The following is a 26,720-nucleotide window of genomic DNA, read 5'->3' on the forward strand; positions in this document are numbered from 1 at the left end:
GAAACAAACTTTTATCTTTGCAAGATGAATGAAAATTTGAATCCTAATAAAGAACGTTTTACATCACAAGAGATGGATGTTGAACGTGCCTTACGTCCGTTAAGTTTTGATGATTTTACTGGGCAGGATCAGGTATTAGAAAATTTAAAAATATTTGTTAAAGCAGCCAATCTAAGAGGAGATGCGCTAGATCATACTCTTTTTCATGGGCCACCTGGTTTAGGAAAAACAACTTTGGCGAATATACTAGCTAGTGAACTAGGTGTTGGAATTAAGATTACCTCTGGACCTGTTTTAGATAAACCAGGCGATCTGGCAGGCTTGTTGACTAATTTAGAAGAACGTGATATTCTATTTATAGATGAAATACATCGGTTAAGTCCCGTGGTAGAAGAATATTTATATTCTGCTATGGAAGATTATAAAATAGATATTATGATCGAAAGTGGTCCTAATGCACGATCTGTACAAATAGGATTAAATCCTTTTACCTTAGTGGGAGCTACCACTCGTTCAGGATTGCTAACGTCTCCTATGCGAGCCCGTTTTGGTATTCAATCAAGATTACAATATTATAATACAGAATTATTAACTACTATAGTCCAACGTAGTGCTTCCATTCTGGGAACTCCTATTTCTATGGAAGCAGCTATTGAAGTAGCTGGACGTAGTAGAGGAACACCTCGTATTGCAAATGCTTTATTAAGAAGGGTTCGCGATTTTGCTCAAATTAAAGGAAATGGTACCATAGATATAGAAATAGCTAAATATGCTCTGCAAGCTTTAAATGTAGATGCACATGGTTTAGATGAAATGGATAATAAAATTTTAACTACTATTATTGATAAGTTTAAAGGTGGACCAGTAGGAATAAGCACACTGGCAACTGCTGTGTCAGATAGTGGTGAAACAATAGAAGAAGTATATGAACCATTTTTAATTCAAGAGGGATTTATAGTTAGAACACCTAGAGGGCGTGAAGTAACGGAAAAGGCTTACAAACATCTTGGTCGTACTCGTACAGGATCTCAAGGAGAGTTGTTTTAAATAATTCCTTTAAAAATATTAATTTGATTAACAATAAAGAAAAATATACCCAATTGATAAAATCCGAGTCTTTACGACTCGGATTTCTTTCCTGTGGTATTTCTAAAGCTGATTTTCTAGAAACAGAAGCACCTCGTTTAGAAAATTGGTTAAAAAAAGAAATGAATGGTCAGATGGGATATATGAATAATCATTTTGATAAACGATTAGATCCTAGATTATTAGTAGAAGGAGCAAAAAGTGTCATTTCTTTAATACTTAATTATTATCCATCTCAAACTCAAAATCAAGATTCATATAAAATCTCTAAGTATGCTTATGGTCAAGATTATCATTTTATAATAAAAGATAAATTAAAAGATTTACTTCACTTTATTCAAACAGAAATAGGAGAGGTAGATGGACGCGTCTTTGTAGATTCAGCTCCTGTTTTAGACAAAGCATGGGCTGCTAAAAGTGGTTTAGGATGGATAGGGAAAAATAGTAACTTAATTACAAAACAAGTAGGCTCTTTTTATTTTATTGCCGAGATTATTCTGGATTTAGATTTAGAATACGACTTGCCTACAACAGATCATTGTGGGAAATGTACAGCTTGTATAGATGCCTGTCCTACACAAGCTATAATACAACCTTATGTAGTAGATGGTAGCAAATGTATCTCCTATTTTACAATTGAATTAAAAGATCAAATACCACAAGAAATGAAAGGTAAATTTAACGATTGGATGTTTGGTTGTGATGTGTGTCAGGACGTGTGTCCATGGAATCGTTTTGCAAAACCTAATACGATAGATTCTTTTAGCCCTCATCCTGATCTAATAAAATTTACAAAAGAAGATTGGAAAGAAATTACAGAAGATGTGTTTAAAAAAATCTTTAAAAATTCAGCTGTTAAACGAACTAAATTAGAAGGGTTAAAAAGGAATATTCTATTTTTAGAAGATTAATTTCCTTAAAAAATTTCATTCTTTTGCTTCAACACTTATCTTTGCCAGTTCATTAAAAGACAAAAGAATATGTCAGACGATAAAAAAAGAAGAGAAGCTCTATTGTATCATGCAAAACCACAGCCTGGTAAAATTAAAGTTGTTCCTACTAAAAAATATGCTACCCAACGCGATTTGTCTTTAGCGTACTCCCCAGGTGTAGCGGAACCTTGTATTGAAATTTCTAAAGATATAGATAAAGTATATAAATATACAGCAAAAGGCAATTTAGTAGCTGTAATTTCCAATGGTACTGCCGTTTTAGGACTTGGAGATATAGGACCAGAAGCGTCTAAACCAGTTATGGAAGGAAAAGCCTTGTTGTTTAAAATCTTTTCTGATATAGATGTTTTTGATATTGAAGTAGATGCTACTGATATTGATAAATTTGTAGATACAGTAAAAGCCATAGCCCCGACATTTGGAGGGATTAATCTAGAAGATATAAAAGCCCCTGAATCATTTGAAATAGAAAGACGTTTAGTAGAAGAACTCAATATTCCAGTAATGCACGATGATCAACACGGAACCGCCATCATCTCATCAGCAGCATTATTAAACGCCTTAGAACTAGCAGAAAAAGACATTGATAAAATTAAATTAGTAGTGTCAGGTGCTGGGTCAGCAGCATTAGCTTGTGCTAACTTATATGTAGCGTTAGGAGTAAAGGTTGAAAATATCTTTATGTTTGATGTAAATGGTTTGTTAGTATCAAGCAGAAAAGATATTTCTGATCTTCAAAGAAAATACGCTAAAGATATTCCTACTCAAACATTAGGAGAAATCATTGTAGGTGCAGATATGTTTTTAGGACTATCAGCAGGAAATGTGTTAAAACCCGAAATGTTATTAACCATGGCTAAAAATCCAATCGTTTTTGCTATGGCTAATCCAGTACCTGAAATAGATTATAATTTGGCTGTCAGTACACGCGAAGATATCATTATGGCAACAGGACGCTCGGATTATCCCAATCAAGTAAATAACGTTCTAGGATTTCCCTATATTTTTAGAGGAGCACTTGACGTTAGAGCGACCAAAATAAATGAAACTATGAAAATGGCTGCCGTAAAAGCATTGGCATGCTTAGCTAAACAACCTGTTCCTGAACAAGTAAATGTTGCTTACGGAGAAACGAAATTAGTTTTTGGTCGCGACTATATTATTCCAAAACCATTTGATCCTCGATTAATAGCAGAAGTAGCTCCAGCTGTAGCAAAAGCAGCAATAGAAAGTGGGGTAGCTCAACAACCCATAACGGATTGGGACAAATACCGTAATGAATTATTAGATAGACTAGGATCTGATAATAAAATGGTACGTATGTTGGCTAACCGTGCTAAAACAAACCCTAAAAAAGTAGTTTTTGCAGAAGCAGACCATCTAGATGTATTAAAGGCTGCACAAATTGTATTTGAAGAAGGAATAGGGATGCCTATTTTATTAGGAAACAAAGAAATTATCCTAGAGTTAAAAGAAGAATTAGGTTTTGATGCAGAAGTTGAAATTATTGATCCTAAAACCAAAGAAGAAGAAGAGCGTAAAAACAGATTTGCTCAAAAATATTGGGAAACCCGTCGAAGAAGAGGAATTACACTTTTAGATGCTCAAAAATGGATGCGTGAACGTAACTATTTTGCTGCTATGATGATTAACGAAGGAGAAGCAGATGCGCTAGTTACAGGATATTCAAGAAGTTACCCTTCTGTAGTAAAACCCATAATGGAGCTAATAGGAAAAGGAGTAGGGGTAAGTAGAATTGCTACTACGAATTTAATGATGACAGCTAGAGGCCCCATGTTTTTAGCGGACACTGCTATTAATCCCAACCCAACCGCTGAAGACTTAGCTAAAATTGCACTCATGACAGCTCGAACAATCAAATTATTCGGAATGGAACCTGTAATGGCTATGGTGTCATTCTCTAATTTTGGATCTTCAAAAGACGAAAGTGCTTCAAAAGTACGAGAAGCAGTAGCTTATTTACATACTCATCACCCTGATTTAATCGTAGATGGAGAAATTCAAACAGACTTTGCATTAAATCCTGAAATGTTAAAAAGTAAATTCCCTTTTTCTAAATTAGCAGGACAAAAAGTGAATACTCTTGTTTTTCCCAATCTAGAATCAGCTAATATTACCTATAAAATGTTGAAAGAATTATACAAAGTAGAGTCAATTGGGCCTATCATGTTAGGCTTAGACAAACCTGTACATATTTTTCAATTAGGAGCTAGTGTTGAAGAAATGGTAAATATGGCAACGATAGCTGTTATAGATGCTCAAGAAAAAGAAAAAAGACATAGAACTCAAAAATAACCTTTTAGATTTATTGATACACTTAATAGAAATGCTTTCACTCAATAAAATTAGTATATTTGAAAGAATAATAAAAAGAGCATGATTGCACACATACAAGGAAAATTAGTAGAAAAAAACCCTACCGACGTTGTAATTGATTGCAACGGGGTAGGGTACTTAGTTCATATATCTTTACATACATTCGGGTTGTTACCATCAAATGATTTCGTTAAATTATATACTTATTTACAAGTAAAAGAAGATAGTCATTCTCTGTATGGATTTATGGAAAAATCAGAAAGAGAAATTTTTAAATTACTCATTTCTGTATCTGGTATCGGAGCTAATACGGCACGTACTATGCTTTCTTCATTAGAACCCAAACAAATTATTAATGCTTTGGCCTCTGAAAATGTAGCTACTATCCAATCTATTAAAGGAATAGGTGTTAAAACTGCTCAAAGGGCAATAATCGAACTTAAAGATAAAGTGTTAAAAATCTATGAAATAGATGAAGTTTCATTAATTCCAAACAATACAAATAAAGATGAAGCGTTATCTGCTTTAGAAGTGCTTGGTTTTGTTAGAAAATCTGCTGAAAAAGTAGTAGAGAAAATAATTGCTATTACACCGGAAGCTACTGTAGAAAATATTATAAAACAAGCTTTAAAAAATTTATAAACATTGAAAAATAATTTTTTATCCCTATTCAATCTATTATTTAAAAACAGTTTTTATATACTGTTTTTCTTTGTTTTAAATACCGCCTATTCTCAGGAAGTAAAAGATACTTTAAAAGGATATCAAAAAGGAAAAATGGAATTGCCAGATCCTCAAACTATTTTAGAAGCTTATACATACGATCCTGTAACGGATCAGTATATTTATACTAAATCTTTTGAAGGATTTACAATAGATTATCCAATTGTATTAACTCCTGATGAATATCAAAAACTAATAAAAAAAGAAGCCATACGCAAGTACTTCAAAGAAAAAGGAGATGCAATAGCAGGACAAAAGAAAAATTCTGAAGAAAAGAAAAAAGACCTGTTGCCTCGATATTATATTCGCTCAGGACTTTTTGAATCTATTTTTGGAAGTAATACAATAGACATAAAACCAACAGGAAGTGTAGAGATTGACTTAGGGATGCGTTATTCTAAACAAGATAATCCAGCCTTTTCTCCTAGAAATAGAAGTAATTTTAATTTTGATTTTGATCAGCGTATTAGCATGAGTTTAATGGGGCAAGTAGGGACTCGTCTTCGTGTAAATGTCAATTATGATACAGAATCAACCTTTGCTTTTCAAAATTTAATAAAATTAGAATATACCCCTACAGAAGACGATATTCTTCAAAAAATAGAGGTAGGAAATGTTAGTATGCCATTAAGCAATAGCTTAATTAGAGGTGCTCAAAACCTATTTGGATTTAAGACAGAATTAAAGTTTGGAAGAACTACTTTTACAGGAGTGTTTTCCGAACAAAAATCACAAACACGAACGGTAACCGCTCAAGGAGGAGGGTTAATCCAAGATTTTGATATGTTTGCTCTAGACTATGATGCTGATCGACACTTTTTTTTATCACAATTTTTTAGAAATAATTACGATCGAGCACTAGAAACCTATCCAGTAATTAATTCAAGAATACAAATTACCCGTTTAGAAGTTTGGGTTACTAATAGGCAAAATAGAATTAATACTGGAACAGAAGGGAACAATCTTCGAAATATAGTAGCTCTTTCTGACTTAGGAGAAGCTGAAAGTACTAAACTCTTAGAAAATGAAATAGTAGGTTTAAATCCAATTCCTGCTAATTTTTTTAAAGTTTCAGCCGATACACCAGTAGATAATGCAAATAATGCCTTCAATCCAAAAACAATAGGAACTACAGGAAGCTTTTTAAATGAATCTATACGAGACGTTTCAAACGTATCAACAGGTTTTAATGGGGTAAATACCAGAGAAGGAGTAGATTATTCTAAATTAGAAAATGCACGCAAATTAAACTCAAGTGAATATACATACCATCCACAACTTGGATATATTTCATTAAATCAACGCTTAACAAATGATGAAGTGTTGGCCGTTGCCTATCAGTATACAGAAGGAGATAAAGTATATCAAGTTGGAGAATTTGGTAATGATGGCGTTACCTCTTCCACAATAAATACAAATGATATACCTGTTACGAAAGCTTTGATTTTAAAATTGTTAAAACCCAACTTAAATAATGTAGATAAACCTATTTGGAATTTAATGATGAAAAATATTTATCAAATTCCGGGGGCTTATCAACTAGAAAAAACAGACTTTAAATTCAATATACTATATACAGATCCTTCACCTATAAATTACATAACATTAGGAGCCCCTTTACCTTTAAGAGGAGATGTGTCTAATTTACCCCTGTTAAAAGTATTTGATCTAGATAAATTAGATTTTTATAATGATCCTAATGGAGGCGATGGATTTTTTGATTTTTTACCAGGTTTAACAATAGATACCCAAAATGCCCGTATTATATTTACAAAAATAGAACCTTTCGGAAAATCTTTATTTGAAAAACTTAGCTCAAATAGTACTGAAAAATACAACGATGAAAATTCTTACAACTTAAACCAAAAAAAATACGTCTACACAAGTTTATATAAAAAGACACAAGCAGCAGCTTTACAAAATAGTGAGAAAAACAAATTTCAATTAAAGGGTAAGTTTAAGTCTACAGGAGGCGATGGAATTTCATTAGGTGCTGTGAACGTATCAAGAGGATCCGTTGTAGTGAGAGCAGGAGGAAGAGTCTTACAAGAAGGAGTAGATTATACTGTTAATTATCAAGCAGGGCGTGTGCAAATCTTAGACCCCTCATTACAAGCATCGGGTACGCCTATTCAAGTTTCGGTTGAAAATAATTCTATGTTTGGTCAGCAAACTAGACGGTATATGGGTTTTAATATTGAACATAAAATTTCCGATAAATTTCAAATTAACGGAACTTTAATAAATATGTCTGAACGCCCTTTTACACAAAAAACGAATTACGGACAAGAATCTGTTAATAATACAATGTTTGGTCTAAATGGTAACTTTTCAACAGAAGTGCCTTTTTTTACAAGGCTAGTTAATAAATTACCTAATATTGATACAGATGCGCCTTCTAATCTTTCTTTTAGAGGAGAATTTGCATATCTAATGCCAGGAGCTTCTAAAATAGACCGTTTTAATGGAGAGTCTACAGTTTATGTAGATGATTTTGAAGGATCTCAATCAACGATTGATATGCGCTCACCTCAGTCATGGAGTTTAGCCAGTGTTCCAGATGAATTTCAAGATAAATTAAATCCTAGTAATTTGAGTTATGGATTTAATAGAGCTAAATTATCTTGGTACACTATTGATCCTATATTTTATACCAACCAAAGACCTTTAGGAATTAGTGATAACGATGTTTTAGCATACAATACAAGACGAGTTTATATTGATGAGCTATACCCCCAAACCAGTATTGCAGTGGGAGATTCTAGAGTTGTAAATACACTAGATTTAACATATTATCCTAAAGAAAGAGGACCTTATAACTTTAACCCAGCAGCACTAAATAATGAAATGCCTGATCCTGCAAAATCTTTTGCAGGCATTATGCGACCTATTACTACTACTAATTTCGAACAAGCTAATGTTGAATATATACAATTTTGGTTGTTAGATCCTTATTACAAAGATATAAATGGAGTATCTCCTAGTAATACAGGGAAAATTACAATCCATCTAGGAGAAGTATCTGAAGATGTTTTAAAAGATGGTAAAAAAATGTATGAAAATGGATTGCCAGGATTAGGCTCTGAGCAAAAAACATTGTCCTCACAATGGGGTAAAACACCTGCTAACCAGTCTCTTATATATACTTTTGATTCAAATAATAATAATAGGATTCTACAAGATGTTGGTCTTAACGGTTTAAGTGATGCAGAAGAACGAATAAAATTCCCAGATTTTGCTAATCAAGATGATCCCGCAGCAGATAACTATCAATATTATTTAAATACCTCAGGAGGAATTGTTAATAGATATAAAAAATATAATGGAACAGAAATGAATTCACCCGTTGATGTTACAGATAGTAATAGAGGTAATTCTACCATTCCAGATGTGGAGGATATCAATAGAGATAATACAATGAATACAGTAGAAGGGTATTATAAATTTGAAATAGATGTAAAGCCAAATGTAAAACCTGGAGATAGATATGTAGTGAGCGAACGCGTAGATAACGATCGTGATCTGGGTGGAGGACAAAAAACAAGTGTACGTTGGATACAATATAAAATACCAATTACAGAAGGGATAGCTATGGGAGGTATTTCAGATACTCGTTCAATCCGTTTTATGCGTATGTTAGTTAATGGATTCAATAATCAAATCACTTTACGTTTTGGAGCATTAGATCTTGTTAGAGGAGAATGGAGACGCTATGTAGGACAGTTAACCAATGCTACAGATCCTAATACTAATTTTGAAGTTCAAAGTGTCAATATAGAAGAAAATGCGCAAAGAAGTCCAATCCCTTATGTTTTGCCTCCTAATGTAAGAAGAGAGCAAGTTAATAACAATAATACGGTAGTGAATCAAAATGAGCAATCATTGGTTTTAAGAGTAGGTTCTGCAAATGATGATTCAAAAGGTTTAGTAGATGGTGAAGCAAAAGCTGTATTTAAAAATGTGAGTGTAGACATGCGACAATATAAACGTTTGAAAATGTTTTTACATTCAGAATCGTTACTCAAATCAGATGATTTAAAAGATAAAGAATTAAGCGCTTTTATACGTTTTGGAAATGATTTTACTAATAATTTTTATGAAATTGAAGTTCCATTAAAAGTAACTCCTTTTGGACAAGCAATATCAGAAAACGTTTGGCCTCTTGAAAATGAAATTAACCTAGGGCTTTCTGCATTAGGAAAATTAAAGTTAGAAAGTTTTAAAGCAGATCCTCAGTTTATAGATGCTGATGATAAATCTTATGTTAGAGAAGCTACAGTATATGATAGTGGTGCAACTGCTGGTATGAAAATTAGAGTAAAAGGAAATCCAAACATTGGTTATGTACGTACTCTAATGGTAGGACTTAAAAATCCTAAAGGAGGAATAACAACTTCAAAAGTCAGAGGGGAGGTTTGGTTTAATGAATTACGTTTAGCTGAAATGGATGAATCGGGAGGTATGGCTGCAGTTGCAAGCTTAGATACAAATATGGCCGATTTTTTAACACTTTCCGCTACTGGACGCATGGGAACCATTGGTTTTGGCTCTATTGAACAAAAACCCAATGAAAGAAGCCGTGAAGATATGTGGCAGTACGACTTAGTAACAAATGTTAGCCTAGGAAAATTATTACCTAAAAAATGGGGTGTTAATTTACCTTTTAATTATGCCATAGGAGAACAAACAATTACACCAGAATACGATCCTCTTTATCAAGATTTAAAATTAAAAGATGTATTAGCAGTAGCTCAAACTGAGGAAGAAAAAGATGCTATAAGAAAAAGATCTGAAAATTTTACCAAAAGAAGAAGTATTAACTTTATCGGAGTTAAAAAAGAACGATCACCAGAACAAAAACCACATATTTACGATGTTGAAAATCTCACACTTTCTTACTCATACAATGAAATGAAACATCGTGATTTTGAAGTTCAAAATGTTTTAGACCAACAAGTACGTACAACAGCTGATTACGCCTACGCATTTAAAGCTAAAACTGTTGAACCTTTCAAAAAAACTTCTTTTATGAAAAAAAGTACCTATTGGAAACTGTTGAGTGATTTGAATTTTAACTTATTACCATCTAATATTAATTTTAGTTCATCCATTCTTCGTCAATTCAATAGACAACAATTCCGTCAAGTAGATCAAAGTATAGTAGCTGGAGTTGAACCATTATATCGAAGAAATTATCTATTTAACTATAATTATGGTTTTAATTTCAATTTAACACGTTCATTTAAAGTTAACTATACAGCCACTACAGGTAACATTGTGAGAACTAATTTACTTAATAAAAATGACGATTCTCAAAAAACAGAATATACCGTTTGGGACGATTTTTGGAATGTAGGAGAACCCAATCAACACAATCAACAAATTACGGCTAACTATACTTTGCCTATAGAAAAAATCCCCGTTCTCTCTTTTATAAAATCAGACTATACCTATACAGGAAATTATTCTTGGAATAGAGGTTCTGATGCTATGAGGAATTTTTATCCAGACAAATTAGCTAACCCAAATTTAGTTTACGATTTAGGTAATACAATACAAAATGCTAATACACACAAATTGAATACTAGTTTTTCAATGACTAATTTTTATAAGTACATTGGATTAGTTAAATTCTCAGAAAGAAGTAAAAAAGCGGTTAAACCTGTTGCTCCCGTAATGGCTCCTAAACCTGGAGAAAAAATTGTTGCAAAACCAAAAGAAAAAGTAGAAAAACAAAATGTATTTCTAGATGGTCTAATAGGTGTTGCTACCGCACTGAAAAATATACAGGTAAATTATTCAGAAACTAATGGTACCCTATTGCCTGGATATTTGCCATCTATAGGGTTTTTAGGTTCATCAAGACCTTCGCTAGGTTTTGTTTTTGGGATGCAAGATGAGGTTCGTTTTGAAGCCGCTAAGAATGGCTGGCTGACAAATTATGATAAGTTTAATCAAAATTTTACGAAAGCAAATACTAAACAGTTACAAGCCAATGCAAAACTAGAACCATTTACTGATCTAACCATAGATTTAGTAGCAGATCGTACCATATCTAATAATTATAGTGAACAATTTACAGTAACTGACGGAAACTATAATTCGTTATCTCCTTATCAAACAGGTAATTTTTCGATAAGTACACTAATGATAGGGACAGCTTTTGCAACAAGTGATGAAAATGGCTCTAATGCTTTTGAGGCATTCAGAAATGGTAGAAAAGAAATTGCTCAACGTTTAGCCCAAGAGCGTGCCTCTTATGATCCTTTATATGATCCATCCCAAGTAGATTCAGATGGCTTTCCTAAAGGATATAGCAAAAATAGTCAACAAGTATTATTGCCTGCTTTCTTAGCAGCATATACCTCAGATTTTAGAAGTTCATCAAATGTCCCTTTAAAATTTAATAGATTACTACCTTTGCCCAATTGGAATGTAAAATATACAGGACTGATGCGTTATAAATTTTTTAAAGAACGTTTTAGAAGTTTTAGTATACAACATGCTTATAAATCAGCCTACACCTTAAATTCCTATCGTTCGAATTTTGAGTACGATAAAAATCCAAACGGAGTTGATGTATCAGGTAATTATTATAGTTCAACTCTTATTGGAAATGTAAACTTAACAGAACAATTTAGTCCTTTATTACGATTAGATATTCAAATGAAAAACTCACTGAAGTTTATAGCAGAAATGAAAAAAGATCGTACACTCTCTCTAAGCTTTGATAATAATTTACTTACAGAGTTAAAAGGACAAGAATATATATTAGGTATAGGATACCGTATTAAAGATGTAACAATTCGTTCACGATTAGCAGATAACAATACAGGCGTTGTTAAGAGTGATATTAATCTGCGAGGAGATATTTCTTTTAGAAATAATAAAACAATAGTCAGAAATATAGATTATAACAATAATCAATTAGGAGGAGGACAAAATATTGTAACAGCAAAGTTTTCTGGAGATTATAAATTTTCATCTAACTTAACCACATTGTTCTATTTTGATTATAACTTTAATAGAGCAGTTATTTCTACTTCATTTCCTATTACAAACATTAGGGCAGGTTTTACTTTGCGTTATACACTTGGGAATTAATTTTTAGAAATATGATTTTGATATTATTTTAATAATTATACTTTTGTATCATAAATAATAAAAAACAATGAACATACCAACTAATTTAAAGTACACTAAAGATCACGAATGGGTGAGTGTTGATGGTGATATTGCCACAGTAGGAATCACAGATTTTGCTCAAAAAGAGCTTGGTGATATTGTATATGTAGAGGTTGACACTTTAGATCAAACACTAACTAAAGACGAAGTTTTTGGAACAGTAGAAGCAGTAAAAACAGTTTCAGATTTATTTTTACCATTATCTGGTGAAATTATCGAATTCAATGAAGAATTAGAGTCTAATCCTGAATTAGTAAACTCGGATCCTTATGGAGCTGCTTGGATGATTAAAGTAAAAATTTCAGATACATCTGAAATAGAAGGATTATTATCAAGTGAAGATTATAAAAATCTTATTGGAGCCTAAAAAAAAATCTATTTGGTTGGCTTTATGTTGGACTTTCTTAATTCTTTTTTTAAGCTTTAAGGCACCAACACTAAATCCTAAATATACTTTTCCAAATGAAGACAAAGTAGTGCATTTTGTATTCTACTTTGTCTTTGTTTTTTTATGGATTAGATATATAATTGTAAGCGAAGACTTGAATTTAAAAAAGGTAATTGTTTTAACAATTATTGCCATATTAATTAGCATTTTGGTTGAAATAGGTCAAGCTTTTTTAACAATTAATCGTTCGGCTGAAATTCAAGATATCATTGCAAATAGTTTGGGTGCCATAAGCTCGGCTATTCTTTCTTATCGTTTTTTTAAAAAATAAAATGATTAAAAGCAGTTCGTGCTTAATTAAGATTTTTTATTTTTATCAAAAAAATAAAAAATATGAACGTTAGAGAATATCTAGATTCTACCTATTTAAAAAAGGCAGAACAAGCAGGACTTACTAATGAAGAAAACACAAAAAAAGTAATTGAAACTATTGAAGAAGCTATAAAAGAACGCTTTAAATTAGCAATGATTCGTCCTGAATATGTAAGTATAGCTAGAAAAATGATTGATCAACAAAATTCAGAAGTTCTTGTTGGTACCGTTATTGATTTTCCTTTTGGAACAGATTCAGTAGAATCAAAAATTAAAGAAGCCATACAAGCAATTCAAAACGGAGTAGACGAGTTAGATTATGTAATAAATTATGAAGCCTTTAAAAAAGGAGAAATAGAATTAATAAAAGAAGAAATTATCCAGTGTACCCAATTAGGACTTTCAAATAATAAAGTTGTGAAATTTATTATTGAAGTAGCTGCTTTAACAGATGATCATATTATTCAAATTTCTAGTCTAATTCGTAATACCATTGTTGCAAATTTTAATGAATCAGAATATTCTAAAGTTTTTGTAAAATCTTCAACTGGCTTTTATCCAACAACTGATGGAAAACCAAATGGAGCAACAATTCACACCATAAAACTGATGTTAGAAAATTCATCTCCACTTCCTGTAAAAGCCGCTGGAGGAGTTCGTAATATAGAAGAGGCAAATAACATGATCAAATTAGGTGTTAAAAGAATAGGTACTTCCGCCGCTAAAACAATAGTTGAAGGATTATCTACAACAGGTGTTTATTAATCATATTTACGAATGAGAATTTTATTTACTCTTTTGTTAGTAATAACTTCTAGTTTAGCTCAAGAAACTAAACATGAAAAGTTTCCCGTTTTTCCTCAATGTATTCAAAAATCTGAATCAGAATTAGAAAAATGTTTTCATTTTCAATTAGAAGATTTTATATACAATAATTTTAAAATGCCTTTACAATTAACATCTAATAATTCTTCAGGAAAAGTAATTACACTCTTTGAAGTAGATGAAGAAGGACATTTTAAAATAATTTATGTTGATGCTTTATATCCCGAATTAATTGCAGAAACCAAAAGAGTTTTTAATTCTTTGCCTGTTATAACTCCAGCCACCTATAATGGAATCCCAACTTATGCTAGATACACATTTACAATGGTTTACCCTTTTTTAAAAGGGAAACCATTTGAAAAAGCAGAAAACAAAAATATTATTTCTGATGTAGCTAAAGAAAATTTAACAGAACTTGATAATGTAGAAAAAGAATATCAAAAGTTTAATAATCCACAGTTTAAAAGTAATTTAAATATCCCATTTTCACATAGTTATTACGCTAATTTTGATAACTATATGAATCAAGTGGGAACGAATAGTCATACCGCATCCAAGCCGCTAACCTATAAAGAAGTTGATCGTTATTATGATTTTGAAAAAAAGAATCAAAGTATCCTAATCAATAAAAAAAACTGGTGGGGACGTAAAATTTTTAATGAAAATTTAGTAGCTATTCAAGGAAAAGGCTATTGGTTTACCTTAAATCCTATATGGGATTTGCGCATAGGCAAAACATCACCAGAGAAAGCTGGTTACACCTATAATAACACAAGAGCTATACAAATACAAGGAGCTTTAGGAGAAAATTTAACTTTTACTTCTTCTATTTTCGAAAGTCAAGGCTTCTTTGCAGACTATTATAATCGCTTAGCTATTTCCCAAAAACCATCAGGCGGTAATCCAGCCATAATTCCAGGTATAGGAATAGCTAAAGATTTTAGAGGAAATCAGTTTGACTTTCCATCTGCTGATGCTATTATATCCTACACCTCTTCCGATCATTTGAATATTCAATTAGGATACAGTCGTAATTTTATTGGAGATGGATATCGCTCCTTGTTAGAAGGCGATGCCGCTAGTCCGTATCCATTTGTTAAAATAAATACTAGTTTTTGGAAAATTAAGTATACCAATACTTATATGTGGTTAAAAGATGTGCGTCCAGAAGTAACAGCAGAAAAAACTTATGCCACTAAATATATGGCTAACCATTATTTAAGTTGGAATGCTTCTAAACGTTTGAATATTGGATTTTTTGAATCAGTTGTTTGGTCTAATACAAATAATAGAGGTTTTGATTTAAATTTTGTCAATCCAATTATTTTTTATCGTTCAGTAGAATTTACCTCTTCCTCTAAAAGTGGTAATGCAGCAATAGGCTTAACAGCCAAATATAAATGGACTAACCGTTTTAATACTTATGGACAATTATTCATTGATGAATTTGCCGTGAGCGATATTTTTGGAGGAAAAAACAGTTGGCGTAATAAAATAGCCTATCAATTGGGAGGAAAATATTATAATGCTTTTGGCGTTAAAAATTTATATTTACAAGCAGAACTAAATATTGTACGCCCTTATGTGTATTCTCATAGTGAAGTAATTACGAATTATGGACATAATAATCAAAGTATGGGACATAATTGGGGATCAAATCTAAACGAAATAGTAGCCATTGCTCGTTATACAAAAGGGCGATTATTTGCTGAAGCTAAATTTAATTTCGGTTTACGAGGTTTTGATCTTGATTTAGTAACAGATAAAAAAAATTATGGCTCCAATATATATAAGGATTATGATTTAGATCGCTCGGCAGATAATGGAGTAGTTATAGGACAAGGTAATAAAACTAAAATAATAATTGCGGATCTAAATGCTGGGTATTTATTAAATCCAAATACCAATTTAAAGTTGTTTGCTAATTTAGTGTACCGCTCGTTTAAACCAACACTAAATACGAATCAAGCTTTTAATGAAAACACAACTTGGTTTTCTTTAGGTCTACGCTCCGATATATTTAATTGGTATTTTGATTATTAATCTTATAATAAATTTTTAAAATAATAGAACGTCAAAGAAAAAAAGTGGTGTCCTAAAAATATAATTTATCACTTCAGGTAGGAGATAATCTAGGTGATTCTTCTAATTTTTTGTTTTAGACTCCTCTTGATTGAAAATATTTTTTTAAGACACCTTTTTTTATTACATTTTTACAATGATAAATTCGCTTCTTCTATTTTCTTGATGTTGTTCTTCTGTACAAGAAGATTGATTAGTTGGTTCACAACCGCAATTATTTATTAATTGTGATTCTCCATAACCACGACCTGTTAAACGATCTTTTGCAATACCTTTTTTAATGAGCCAAGCCACTGTTTCTTTTGCTCTACGATCTGAAAGTTTTGCATTATAAGCTGCGGTTTGACGACAGTCAGTATGTGATCGAACGTCTACTTTCATGGTGGGGTATTGTTTCATCACTTCTAAAATTTTAGCTAATTCTACTGCTGCATCAGGACGAATAAATGATTTATCTAGATCAAAATAAATAATTTTAATTTCAAATATTTTGGCTAAATCGGATCCTTCTTTTATTTCTTTTACTTTTTTGGCAGTATCTATAGGTAAATTTGTTTTTCCTGTTTTATTTGGAATTTCTACTGGTTTTTCTTTGGTTTCATAATCTTCTTTTTCTGCTCGTACATAATATTTTTTACCCGCAGGAATTTTCTTAAAATCATAAAATCCTTTGTTGTCTGCTAGAACTTTTTCTATTTCTTTAAATTTTTCATCATATAATGTTACGGTTGCTTCTGGAATTGCTTCTCCTGTTTCGGAGTTTGTAACAATGCCTGTTAGTTGGTGTTGGATTTCTAAATTTAATGGGGATTTTTCTATAAAACTATAGATGTCATCTAAACCTTTGCCTTCTGAACGGTTTGAGGAAAAGAAGCCTTTTCCTTTTTCGTCTATGATAAAAGCAAAATCGTCCATGGGACCATTTATTGGGGATCCAACATTGGTTACTAAATTAGTAACCATTCCTTTATCATCTAATTGTGTTGCGTAAATATCTAATCCTCCTAGTCCTTGTTGTCCATCGGTTGCATAATATAATACTCCTTTATCGCTTATAAAAGGAAAGGTTTCTCTGGCTTCTGTATTGATTGTATTTCCTAGGTTAATAGGGGTTCCATAACTGTTTTCTCCTAAAATAGCTACCTTGAATAAGTCGGATTGCCCGTATGTTCCGGGCATATTAGAGGCAAAATATAAGGTTTTTTCGTCAGGGGATAAGGCGGGATGTGCTACACTGTATTGATCACTATTAAATGGTAGTTCTGTTATATTAATCCATTCTCCTTTTGTATTTAAATTAGCTCGATAGATCTTTAAATTGATGACTTTTTTATCGTCTTTTCCTACTTTTCCTTCATTGAAATTATTACGGGTAAAGTAAACTGTTTTTAGATCTTTGGTGAAAACGGGAGAGTCTTCGTGATATTTGGAATTGATTTCTTTTGCAAAACGAGCTGTATTAATAAGATCGTCTCCTGTTTCATTTTTATCAGCAGCATACAGGTTGGTAAATGATTTTCCTGTCCATTTTGCTTTTGTTTTGAAAACTCCAATGGTATCTCTAGTGGATGCAAAAAGTACTTTGTTTCCATAGAATGCTGTACCATAATCGGAAGAACTGCCATTAATGCTTACTGGTTTTATTTCAAAACGTCCAGAATTTTTTGCGATAATATTTTTATAATCTTTTTGATTATTATAAATACTGGCTCTTGTATCTTTGGATGTTAATTGATAAAATTTATCCATATATTCATCGGCTTTTTTGTAATTTTCTACCGATTTGAGGGTTTGTGCATAACGATAGTAATATTCAGGTTCTACTGTTTCACCTAAAGCAAATAATTCAGTATACCATTTATGGGCTTCTGTAAATTTAGCATTGTAGTAATAGGAATCTCCTAAGCGTTGAAATAACTCTTTTGATTTATATCCTTTTTGAGCTACTTTTAAATAGGTGCCAATTGCATCGACGTATGCTAAACCATTATAGTGATTACTTGCTTTTATGATTTTTTTCTCTTGTGCATATATTCCATTCAAAGACAATCCTAATACAGTAAATAAAATTATTCTTTTCATAATAATAGTTTTAGAAGAAACGTGGGGCTACCACTTTTTCTACACGTTTAAACAATTCATAACGTAAAAATATTTCGTGTGAACCAGAGTTAAAATTTCCTAATCTGGTAACATCTCGATCGTAGGCATATCCTACTAACCAAGAATCGTTAATTTGAAATCCTGCCATAGCGCTCCATGCTGCACTCCAACGATAGGCGGCTCCCAATGAAAATTTTTCATTAAACCAAAAATTCCCTGATAAATCGACTTGTAATGGGGCTCCATTTACATATTTAATCATCGTTGTGGGTTTAAATTGTACTTCACTACTTAGGCGAAATACGTGTCCTGCTATTAAATGAGGGTGCATACGTTCACTGGCTACGTATTGAACATCGTTATCATAGTATTTTTGTTCTAATATAAAAGGGATGGATAGTCCTACATAGGTCTTATCTGAATACCAAAATGCTCCTGCTCCTATATTGGGGAAAAAACGATTGTCTACATTTTGTCTTATCAAACCATCTGATACATTATGAATCTTTGTCTTATTAAAATCAACACTAAAAAAATTAGCTGTTCCTTTTATTCCAAAAGACAATTTAGAGTTTTCTGTAGTGTTAATATTATAACTTAGGTCTACTGATATTGCATTTTCATCTGAAGGACCTATTTTATCGTTTATAACGCTTACTCCTAATCCCATCCTATTGTTAAGACCTAAGGGGGTACTCATTGCAACTGTATTTGTCTTTGGGGCTCCTTCTAATCCTACCCATTGGGAGCGGTGCATTACTAAAGCACTAAAACAACCGCGGGTACCTGTGTAACCGGGATTTACATTGGCAGTGTTATACATATATTGTGTATACTGTGCTTCTTGTTGAGCAAAACTAATTCCACTCATTAAAAGTAGTAAATATATAATTTTGTTTTTCATATCATATTCTTTTTTAAATATCCTCCGCCCTAAAGACGGAGGTATATTAATTCTTTATCTATTGATATATAAATAACCTGCTTTTTCTTGGGGCATACCTTTAGTATCTTCGTACTTAAACATATAATAGTATGTTCCTTCTGGCAATTCTTCTAATTGTTTGATCGTAACTCGTCCTGATGATATGCCTCGGAATGATCGATCATTATTATTATATCCTTTTGCCTCATATACTAATACTCCCCATCGGTTGTAAACTTCTACTGAGTTATTAGGAAATTTATCTATTCCGTCTATAAAGAATACATCGTTATTCCCATCTCCATTAGGAGTCATGTGGTTGTAAATAACAAATTCCTCTTTGTTTGATGGTTCTACTCTTACAGTTACTGTAGCGGTATCACAAATACCTGGTTTAATTAGTAAACATGCTTTGTAATCAAAAGTATAGGTTCCAGCTGGTGTACCTGCTGGTACAATTACTCTTCCTGTAGCAGCATCTAAATATGGCACTGGAGATTTTGATGGCACGGTAATTACTGGCTGTGCTAAAGTAATTTGACTTAGCACTACATTATTAATTGTTGCAGAACCTTGACTTAAGTTGTTTATGCTGTCATTAATTAAAACATTTCCTGCTACTAAACCTGATCCTCCATTAGTTGTTACAAATTCATCATTATTTGCGTCAACTTTAGCTGAAACATCTATAACAACTGTTTGTGTAACACAATTTGGAATTAAAGCACCATTTTCACAAACAGTATAAGTAAAGGTATATGTATTATTGTCAACCGTATTATCTACTGTAATTGTTCCATTAGAATTAAGTGTTATTCCTTGTGGTAATCCTGTTATTGTGACTGTTACTTGACCTACTCCTGTTCCTATGGTAGATGATAATGGTTTTCCATTAAATGTGTCATTATTATAAATTGAAATTGTTCCTGTAGTTCCTGACACTATTAATTCTTTATCTGGTCCTCCCAATACTATCGGGTTTTTAACTTCTACTATAGCATTTGCGATGTCACAGTTTGCTGGGTTAGCTCCGTTCTCACATATTTGATACTCTACTTGGTATATACCACTTGGTGTGGTAGCGCCTATTGTAATGGTACCATCGGCATTTAATGTTAAGCCTGCTGGAACGTTTACTCCTGTTAGGCTTACTTGACCTGCTGCTGTACCTATGGTAACGTTTGATCCGTTTAACTTATCGTTTAACGTTACATTGGGTGTATTACTTCCTGAGGTAACGGTTACTTTGGCATCGTCTATAGCGTCAATAGTATTTTTAACTTCTACTATAGCAATTGCTTTATCACAGTTTATTGGATTAGCTCCGTTTTCACAGATTTGATACTCTACTTGGTATGTGCCACTTGGTGTGGTAGCGCCTATTGTAATGGTACCATCGGCATTTAATGTTAAGCCTGCTGGAACGTTTACTCCTGTTAGGCTTACTTGACCTGCTGCTGTACCTATGGTAACGTTTGATCCGTTTAACTTATCGTTTAGCGTTATATTGGGTGTATTACTTCCTGAGGTAACGGTTACTTTGGCATCGTCTATAGCGTCAATAGTATTTTTAACTTCTACTATAGCAATTGCTTTATCACAGTTTACTGGAGTTGCTCCGTTTTCACAGATTTGATACTCTACTTGGTATGTGCCACTTGGTGTGGTAGCGCCTATTGTAATGGTACCATCGGCATTTAATGTTAAGCCTGCTGGAACGTTTACTCCTGTTAGGCTTACTTGACCTGCTGCTGTACCTATGGTAACGTTTGATCCGTTTAACTTATCGTTTAACGTTACATTGGGTGTATTACTTCCTGAGGTAACGGTTACTTTGGCATCGTCTATAGCGTCAATAGTATTTTTAACTTCTACTATAGCAATTGCTTTATCACAGTTTACTGGAGTTGCTCCGTTTTCACAGATTTGATACTCTACTTGGTATGTGCCACTTGGTGTGGTAGCGCCTATTGTAATGGTACCATCGGCATTTAATGTTAAGCCTGCTGGAACGTTTACTCCTGTTAGGCTTACTTGACCTGCTGCTGTACCTATGGTAACGTTTGATCCGTTTAACTTATCGTTTAGCGTTATATTGGGTGTATTACTTCCTGAGGTAACGGTTACTTTGGCATCGTCTATAGCGTCAATAGTATTTTTAACTTCTACTATAGCAATTGCTTTATCACAGTTTATTGGATTAGCTCCGTTTTCACAGATTTGATACTCTACTTGGTATGTGCCACTTGGTGTGGTAGCGCCTATTGTAATGGTACCATCGGCATTTAATGTTAAGCCTGCTGGAACGTTTACTCCTGTTAGGCTTACTTGACCTGCTGCTGTACCTATGGTAACGTTTGATCCGTTTAACTTATCGTTTAACGTTACATTGGGTGTATTACTTCCTGAGGTAACGGTTACTTTGGCATCGTCTATAGCGTCAATAGTATTTTTAACTTCTACTATAGCAATTGCTTTATCACAGTTTACTGGAGTTGCTCCGTTTTCACAGATTTGATACTCTACTTGGTATGTGCCACTTGGTGTGGTAGCGCCTATTGTAATGGTACCATCGGCATTTAATGTTAAGCCTGCTGGAACGTTTACTCCTGTTAGGCTTACTTGACCTGCTGCTGTACCTATGGTAACGTTTGATCCGTTTAACTTATCGTTTAGCGTTATATTGGGTGTATTACTTCCTGAGGTAACGGTTACTTTGGCATCGTCTATAGCGTCAATAGTATTTTTAACTTCTACTATAGCAATTGCTTTATCACAGTTTACTGGAGTTGCTCCGTTTTCACAGATTTGATACTCTACTTGGTATGTGCCACTTGGTGTGGTAGCGCCTATTGTAATGGTACCATCGGCATTTAATGTTAAGCCTGCTGGAACGTTTACTCCTGTTAGGCTTACTTGACCTGCTGCTGTACCTATGGTAACGTTTGATCCGTTTAACTTATCGTTTAGCGTTATATTGGGTGTATTACTTCCTGAGGTAACGGTTACTTTGGCATCGTCTATAGCGTCAATAGTATTTTTAACTTCTACTATAGCAATTGCTTTATCACAGTTTACTGGAGTTGCTCCGTTTTCACAGATTTGATACTCTACTTGGTATGTGCCACTTGGTGTGGTAGCGCCTATTGTAATGGTACCATCGGCATTTAATGTTAAGCCTGCTGGAACGTTTACTCCTGTTAGGCTTACTTGACCTGCTGCTGTACCTATGGTAACGTTTGATCCGTTTAACTTATCGTTTAACGTTACATTGGGTGTATTACTTCCTGAGGTAACGGTTACTTTGGCATCGTCTATAGCGTCAATAGTATTTTTAACTTCTACTATAGCAATTGCTTTATCACAGTTTACTGGAGTTGCTCCGTTTTCACAGATTTGATACTCTACTTGGTATGTGCCACTTGGTGTGGTAGCGCCTATTGTAATGGTACCATCGGCATTTAATGTTAAGCCTGCTGGAACGTTTACTCCTGTTAGGCTTACTTGACCTGCTGCTGTACCTATGGTAACGTTTGATCCGTTTAACTTATCGTTTAACGTTACATTGGGTGTATTACTTCCTGAGGTAACGGTTACTTTGGCATCGTCTATAGCGTCAATAGTATTTTTAACTTCTACAGTTATATTGGCTGTTTTACAGTTTACTGGAGTTGCTCCTGTTTCACAAATTGTATAAGGAATTGTGTATGTACCACTTGCTGTACCTGGCTGGATCGTTACATTACCATCTGCATCAATACGGATAGGACCTGTTGTAACAGGGGTTACATCTGTGTTGGCTGTGGTTACTGCAACGCCATTTAACGTATCGGCTCCGTTTCCATTATTGGCTAAAACGCTTCCTGCTACTGTAGTTGCTGTGGCAGAAGTGGCTACGGTTCCTAAATTATCATCCTTAGCTATTAATTCGTTTTTAACTTCTACAGTTATATTGGCTGTTTTACAGTTTACTGGGGTTGCTCCTGTTTCACAAATTGTATAAGGAATTGTGTATGTACCACTTGCTGTACCTGGCTGGATCGTTACATTACCATCTGCATCAATACGGATAGGACCTGTTGTAACAGGGGTTACATCTGTGTTGGCTGTGGTTACTGCAACGCCATTTAACGTATCGGCTCCGTTTCCATTATTGGCTAAAACGCTTCCTGCTACTGTAGTTGCTGTGGCAGAAGTGGCTACGGTTCCTAAATTATCATCCTTAGCTATTAATTCGTTTTTAACTTCTACAGTTATATTGGCTGTTTTACAGTTTACTGGGGTTGCTCCTGTTTCACAAATTGTATAAGGAATTGTGTATGTCCCACTTGCTGTACCTGGCTGGATCGTTACATTACCATCTGCATCAATACGGATAGGACCTGTTGTAACAGGGGTTACATCTGTGTTGGCTGTGGTTACTGCAACGCCATTTAACGTATCGGCTCCGTTTCCATTATTGGCTAAAACGCTTCCTGCTACTGTAGTTGCTGTGGCAGAAGTGGCTACGGTTCCTAAATTATCATCCTTAGCTATTAATTCGTTTTTAACTTCTACAGTTATATTGGCTGTTTTACAGTTTACTGGGGTTGCTCCTGTTTCACAAATTGTATAAGGAATTGTGTATGTACCACTTGCTGTACCTGGCTGGATCGTTACATTACCATCTGCATCAATACGGATAGGACCTGTTGTAACAGGGGTTACATCTGTGTTGGCTGTGGTTACTGCAACGCCATTTAATGTATCGGCTCCGTTTCCATTATTGGCTAAAACGCTTCCTGCTACTGTAGTTGCTGTGGCAGAAGTGGCTACGGTTCCTAAATTATCATCCTTAGCTATTAATTCGTTTTTAACTTCTACAGTTATATTGGCTGTTTTACAGTTTACTGGAGTTGCTCCTGTTTCACAAATTGTATAAGGAATTGTGTATGTACCACTTGCTGTACCTGGCTGGATCGTTACATTACCATCTGCATCAATACGGATAGGACCTGTTGTAACAGGGGTTACATCTGTGTTGGCTGTGGTTACTGCAACGCCATTTAATGTATCGGCTCCGTTTCCATTATTGGCTAAAACGCTTCCTGCTACTGTAGTTGCTGTGGCAGAAGTGGCTACGGTTCCTAAATTATCATCCTTAGCTATTAATTCGTTTTTAACTTCTACAGTTATATTGGCTGTTTTACAGTTTACTGGGGTTGCTCCTGTTTCACAAATTGTATAAGGAATTGTGTATGTACCACTTGCTGTACCTGGCTGGATCGTTACATTACCATCTGCATCAATACGGATAGGACCTGTTGTAACAGGGGTTACATCTGTGTTGGCTGTGGTTACTGCAACGCCATTTAATGTATCGGCTCCGTTTCCATTATTGGCTAAAACGCTTCCTGCTACTGTAGTTGCTGTGGCAGAAGTGGCTACGGTTCCTAAATTATCATCCTTAGCTATTAATTCGTTTTTAACTTCTACAGTTATATTGGCTGTTTTACAGTTTACTGGGGTTGCTCCTGTTTCACAAATTGTATAAGGAATTGTGTATGTCCCACTTGCTGTACCTGGCTGGATCGTTACATTACCATCTGCATCAATACGGATAGGACCTGTTGTAACAGGGGTTACATCTGTGTTGGCTGTGGTTACTGCAACGCCATTTAATGTATCGGCTCCGTTTCCATTATTGGCTAAAACGCTTCCTGCTACTGTAGTTGCTGTGGCTGAGGTAGCAATCGTACCTAAATTATCATTCTTAGCTATTAAGTCGTTTTTAACTTCTACTATGGCAGTTGCAGTATCGCAGTTTGCTGGAGTTATATTTAAGCCCGTAACTAAATCTGCTTCACATAATTGATATGTAACATTATAAACTCCTGATGGAGTGTTTGCCGCTACTGTTATGTTTCCATTTGCATCTACACTTAATGAACCATTTGTAACAGGAGTTACATTGGTATTAACTGGGGTTACTGCTACTCCATTTATCTTATCATTAGCTGTTACGTTTACTGGAACAACAACCGGTGTATTTAGACTTACAACTGTAACCAATGGATCATTTACTGCATCTATTACATTTTTAGGAATAGGTATACTCGTTGAGGTGTTATCACCTAATGAAGGGTCTACTTCAGTTCCTGTCACAGTAGCTGTATTTGCATAACTCCCCGTAGCTTTAACCGTTGCTACAATATTTAATGTTTCTATAGCTCCATTTGCTAATGTACCAATAGTCCAAACTCCCGTACCTGAATTATACGTTCCTACAGAAGGTAAACTACCAACAAAAGTATATCCCGATGGAAGTAAATCATTTACGGTAACTCCCGTTGCAGTACTTGGTCCTGCATTAGTCACTGTTAGTGTAAAAGTTACATTACTACCTACATTTGGTGTAGCATTACTTACTGTTTTTGTTATCCCTAAATTTGAATTAGGGGTAAAATATCCAAAATCATGTGTTAAATTTGATTCTGATATGGATAATTCTTCTGATTGTGTACTACCCCCTGTAGTTGAAATAGCACTTCCTCCGATAATATTTCCTGTATCAGCTATCCTTATATTATAATCACCTGGTAATAAATTGTTTACAGTATAAAAACCTCCTACTCCAGTAGTAACAGTTGTTAGTAAAAGATCTGTTCCATCAACAACTCCATTCTTATTTATATCATCATAAATATCAATTGTTACTCCAGCTATTCCTAAGTCTACACCATCAAAAATACCATTATTATTATTATCTCTGTAAACCCTACCTCCTATAACAGCATCTGCAGCAACACATCCACCTGCATCAAATGGAGATTCTATATCAGAAATCCCATCAGATGTAGTATTTACTTCTGTTCCTGAGATAGTATGAGTAGCTGGATCATATTGTCTAACTCTATCTCCAACTAGCCATAAATTATTCAGATGATCCTGCGCTATTTGAGATATATAAGTATTACTTCCTGATACTGTAGTAGAAGCTGCTGTATTGGTACCAAAGTTGTAAGTTGCTGGTATTGTATACTCAAAAATTTGACCACCAGAAGTTCTAACTATTAGATTTCCTATAACAGCAAAATCTCCCATAGAATCCGCTTCGTCAATCTGGATTACAGGTATAGCATTAACTAATGTCAAACCATCAGCTGACATCGTACATCTATAAATTACTGTATCAGGATTAGTCGTCCCTGTAAGGGATTGTTCTATCGCCAAATATAAAAACCCTCCATCAAAAGCGGCTCCTCCAGAACCTACACCTGCTGTTCCTAATGTTATCCCTTGGGCTGTGACATTTGGAGATACTACAACATGCGTATTAGTAGCTATATTGTAAGCATACAAAGCAGCATTAGATACATTATTATTAGTATCGGTATAATACATTACTCTATTTGCCGCATCAGTAGCAAAAGAATTCAGACCTGCCAATCCTACTCCACTTACAAAAGGACTAGTAGTTATAAAAGTAGACTTACCTGTTCTAATATTAACAGAATAAATCTTATTGCTTACATTCATCAAAAAGCCTCCTTGCTGAAAACCAGTTCCACATTGCGAATATGACTTTTGAACAGGTAAAAAGAATAATGTGGTAAGACAAATTAGAAAAATTAAGCTTCTAAATTTATGTCTAAATGTTTTTGGTATTTTTTCGACCATATATTAAATTTTAAATTTTAGAATAAGGTTTTAAAAATATGTTTTTCACATATTATATTACTTAAAATATTATCTCTTTAAT

General features: G+C 33.8%; 12 protein-coding genes. 9 read left to right on the forward strand and 3 right to left on the reverse strand.

The annotated features are described in order from the left end of the window. Positions 1-24: 24 nt before the first annotated feature. From ruvB to ACUXZJ_RS05505, 9 genes are all read left to right on the forward strand, one after another. Positions 25-1,047, forward strand: coding sequence for a Holliday junction branch migration DNA helicase RuvB (ruvB, locus tag ACUXZJ_RS05465; RefSeq protein WP_060383466.1), 1,023 nt, complete (start codon positions 25-27; stop codon positions 1,045-1,047). Between the two features lie 23 nt (positions 1,048-1,070). Next, positions 1,071-1,997, forward strand: a complete 927-nt coding sequence (gene queG, locus ACUXZJ_RS05470; RefSeq protein ID WP_060383465.1) for a tRNA epoxyqueuosine(34) reductase QueG — start codon at positions 1,071-1,073, stop codon at positions 1,995-1,997. 69 nt (positions 1,998-2,066) lie between these two features. Then, entirely contained in the window at positions 2,067-4,355 is a 2,289-nt protein-coding gene (locus ACUXZJ_RS05475; RefSeq protein WP_060383464.1) for an NADP-dependent malic enzyme, read from the forward strand. An 81-nt stretch (positions 4,356-4,436) separates the two neighbouring features. Next, positions 4,437-5,018 (forward strand): Holliday junction branch migration protein RuvA, encoded by a 582-nt coding sequence (gene ruvA / locus ACUXZJ_RS05480; RefSeq protein ID WP_060383463.1) that lies wholly within the window; start codon positions 4,437-4,439, stop codon positions 5,016-5,018. Between the two features lie 3 nt (positions 5,019-5,021). Beyond that, a complete protein-coding gene (sov, locus tag ACUXZJ_RS05485; protein WP_088466453.1) occupies positions 5,022-12,203 on the forward strand; it encodes a T9SS outer membrane translocon Sov/SprA in 7,182 nt (2,393 codons plus the stop codon). 67 nt (positions 12,204-12,270) lie between these two features. Further along, entirely contained in the window at positions 12,271-12,651 is a 381-nt protein-coding gene (gcvH, locus tag ACUXZJ_RS05490) for a glycine cleavage system protein GcvH (protein ID WP_060383461.1), read from the forward strand. Positions 12,652-12,667: 16 nt separating this feature from the next. Then, the gene (locus ACUXZJ_RS05495) at positions 12,668-13,003 is read left to right on the forward strand and encodes a VanZ family protein (RefSeq protein WP_158447616.1); all 336 of its coding nucleotides are present in this window, start codon (positions 12,668-12,670) and stop codon (positions 13,001-13,003) included. Positions 13,004-13,065: 62 nt separating this feature from the next. Beyond that, positions 13,066-13,809: a deoxyribose-phosphate aldolase gene (deoC, locus tag ACUXZJ_RS05500; protein WP_060383459.1), complete on the forward strand. Its 744-nt coding sequence runs from the start codon at positions 13,066-13,068 to the stop codon at positions 13,807-13,809. Between the two features lie 12 nt (positions 13,810-13,821). Further along, positions 13,822-15,912, forward strand: coding sequence for a hypothetical protein (locus ACUXZJ_RS05505; protein WP_060383458.1), 2,091 nt, complete (start codon positions 13,822-13,824; stop codon positions 15,910-15,912). A 162-nt stretch (positions 15,913-16,074) separates the two neighbouring features. Here ACUXZJ_RS05505 and ACUXZJ_RS05510 read toward each other — a convergent pair whose 3' ends face one another. Genes ACUXZJ_RS05510 through ACUXZJ_RS05520 form a run of 3 tightly spaced genes read right to left on the reverse strand, consistent with a single transcriptional unit; the run spans position 16,075 to position 26,638 of the window. Further along, positions 16,075-18,033, reverse strand: a complete 1,959-nt coding sequence (locus tag ACUXZJ_RS05510) for an OmpA family protein (protein WP_060382882.1) — start codon at positions 18,031-18,033, stop codon at positions 16,075-16,077. Positions 18,034-18,043: 10 nt separating this feature from the next. Continuing rightward, a complete protein-coding gene (locus tag ACUXZJ_RS05515) occupies positions 18,044-18,958 on the reverse strand; it encodes a PorP/SprF family type IX secretion system membrane protein (protein WP_060382883.1) in 915 nt (304 codons plus the stop codon). 54 nt (positions 18,959-19,012) lie between these two features. Continuing rightward, entirely contained in the window at positions 19,013-26,638 is a 7,626-nt protein-coding gene (locus ACUXZJ_RS05520; RefSeq protein WP_446195963.1) for a T9SS type B sorting domain-containing protein, read from the reverse strand. Positions 26,639-26,720: the final 82 nt, after the last annotated feature.

The organism is Flavobacterium sp. TN-1 (genome assembly GCF_052828645.1).

Coding starts and splice junctions, on each gene's coding strand:
- ruvB (WP_060383466.1), top strand. CDS start 25: ATGAATGAAAATTTGAATCCTAATAAAGAACGTTTTACATCACAAGAG.
- ACUXZJ_RS05475 (WP_060383464.1), top strand. CDS start 2,067: ATGTCAGACGATAAAAAAAGAAGAGAAGCTCTATTGTATCATGCAAAA.
- ruvA (WP_060383463.1), top strand. CDS start 4,437: ATGATTGCACACATACAAGGAAAATTAGTAGAAAAAAACCCTACCGAC.
- gcvH (WP_060383461.1), top strand. CDS start 12,271: ATGAACATACCAACTAATTTAAAGTACACTAAAGATCACGAATGGGTG.
- deoC (WP_060383459.1), top strand. CDS start 13,066: ATGAACGTTAGAGAATATCTAGATTCTACCTATTTAAAAAAGGCAGAA.
- ACUXZJ_RS05505 (WP_060383458.1), top strand. CDS start 13,822: ATGAGAATTTTATTTACTCTTTTGTTAGTAATAACTTCTAGTTTAGCT.
- ACUXZJ_RS05510 (WP_060382882.1), bottom strand. CDS start 18,033: ATGAAAAGAATAATTTTATTTACTGTATTAGGATTGTCTTTGAATGGA.
- ACUXZJ_RS05515 (WP_060382883.1), bottom strand. CDS start 18,958: ATGAAAAACAAAATTATATATTTACTACTTTTAATGAGTGGAATTAGT.
- ACUXZJ_RS05520 (WP_446195963.1), bottom strand. CDS start 26,638: ATGGTCGAAAAAATACCAAAAACATTTAGACATAAATTTAGAAGCTTA.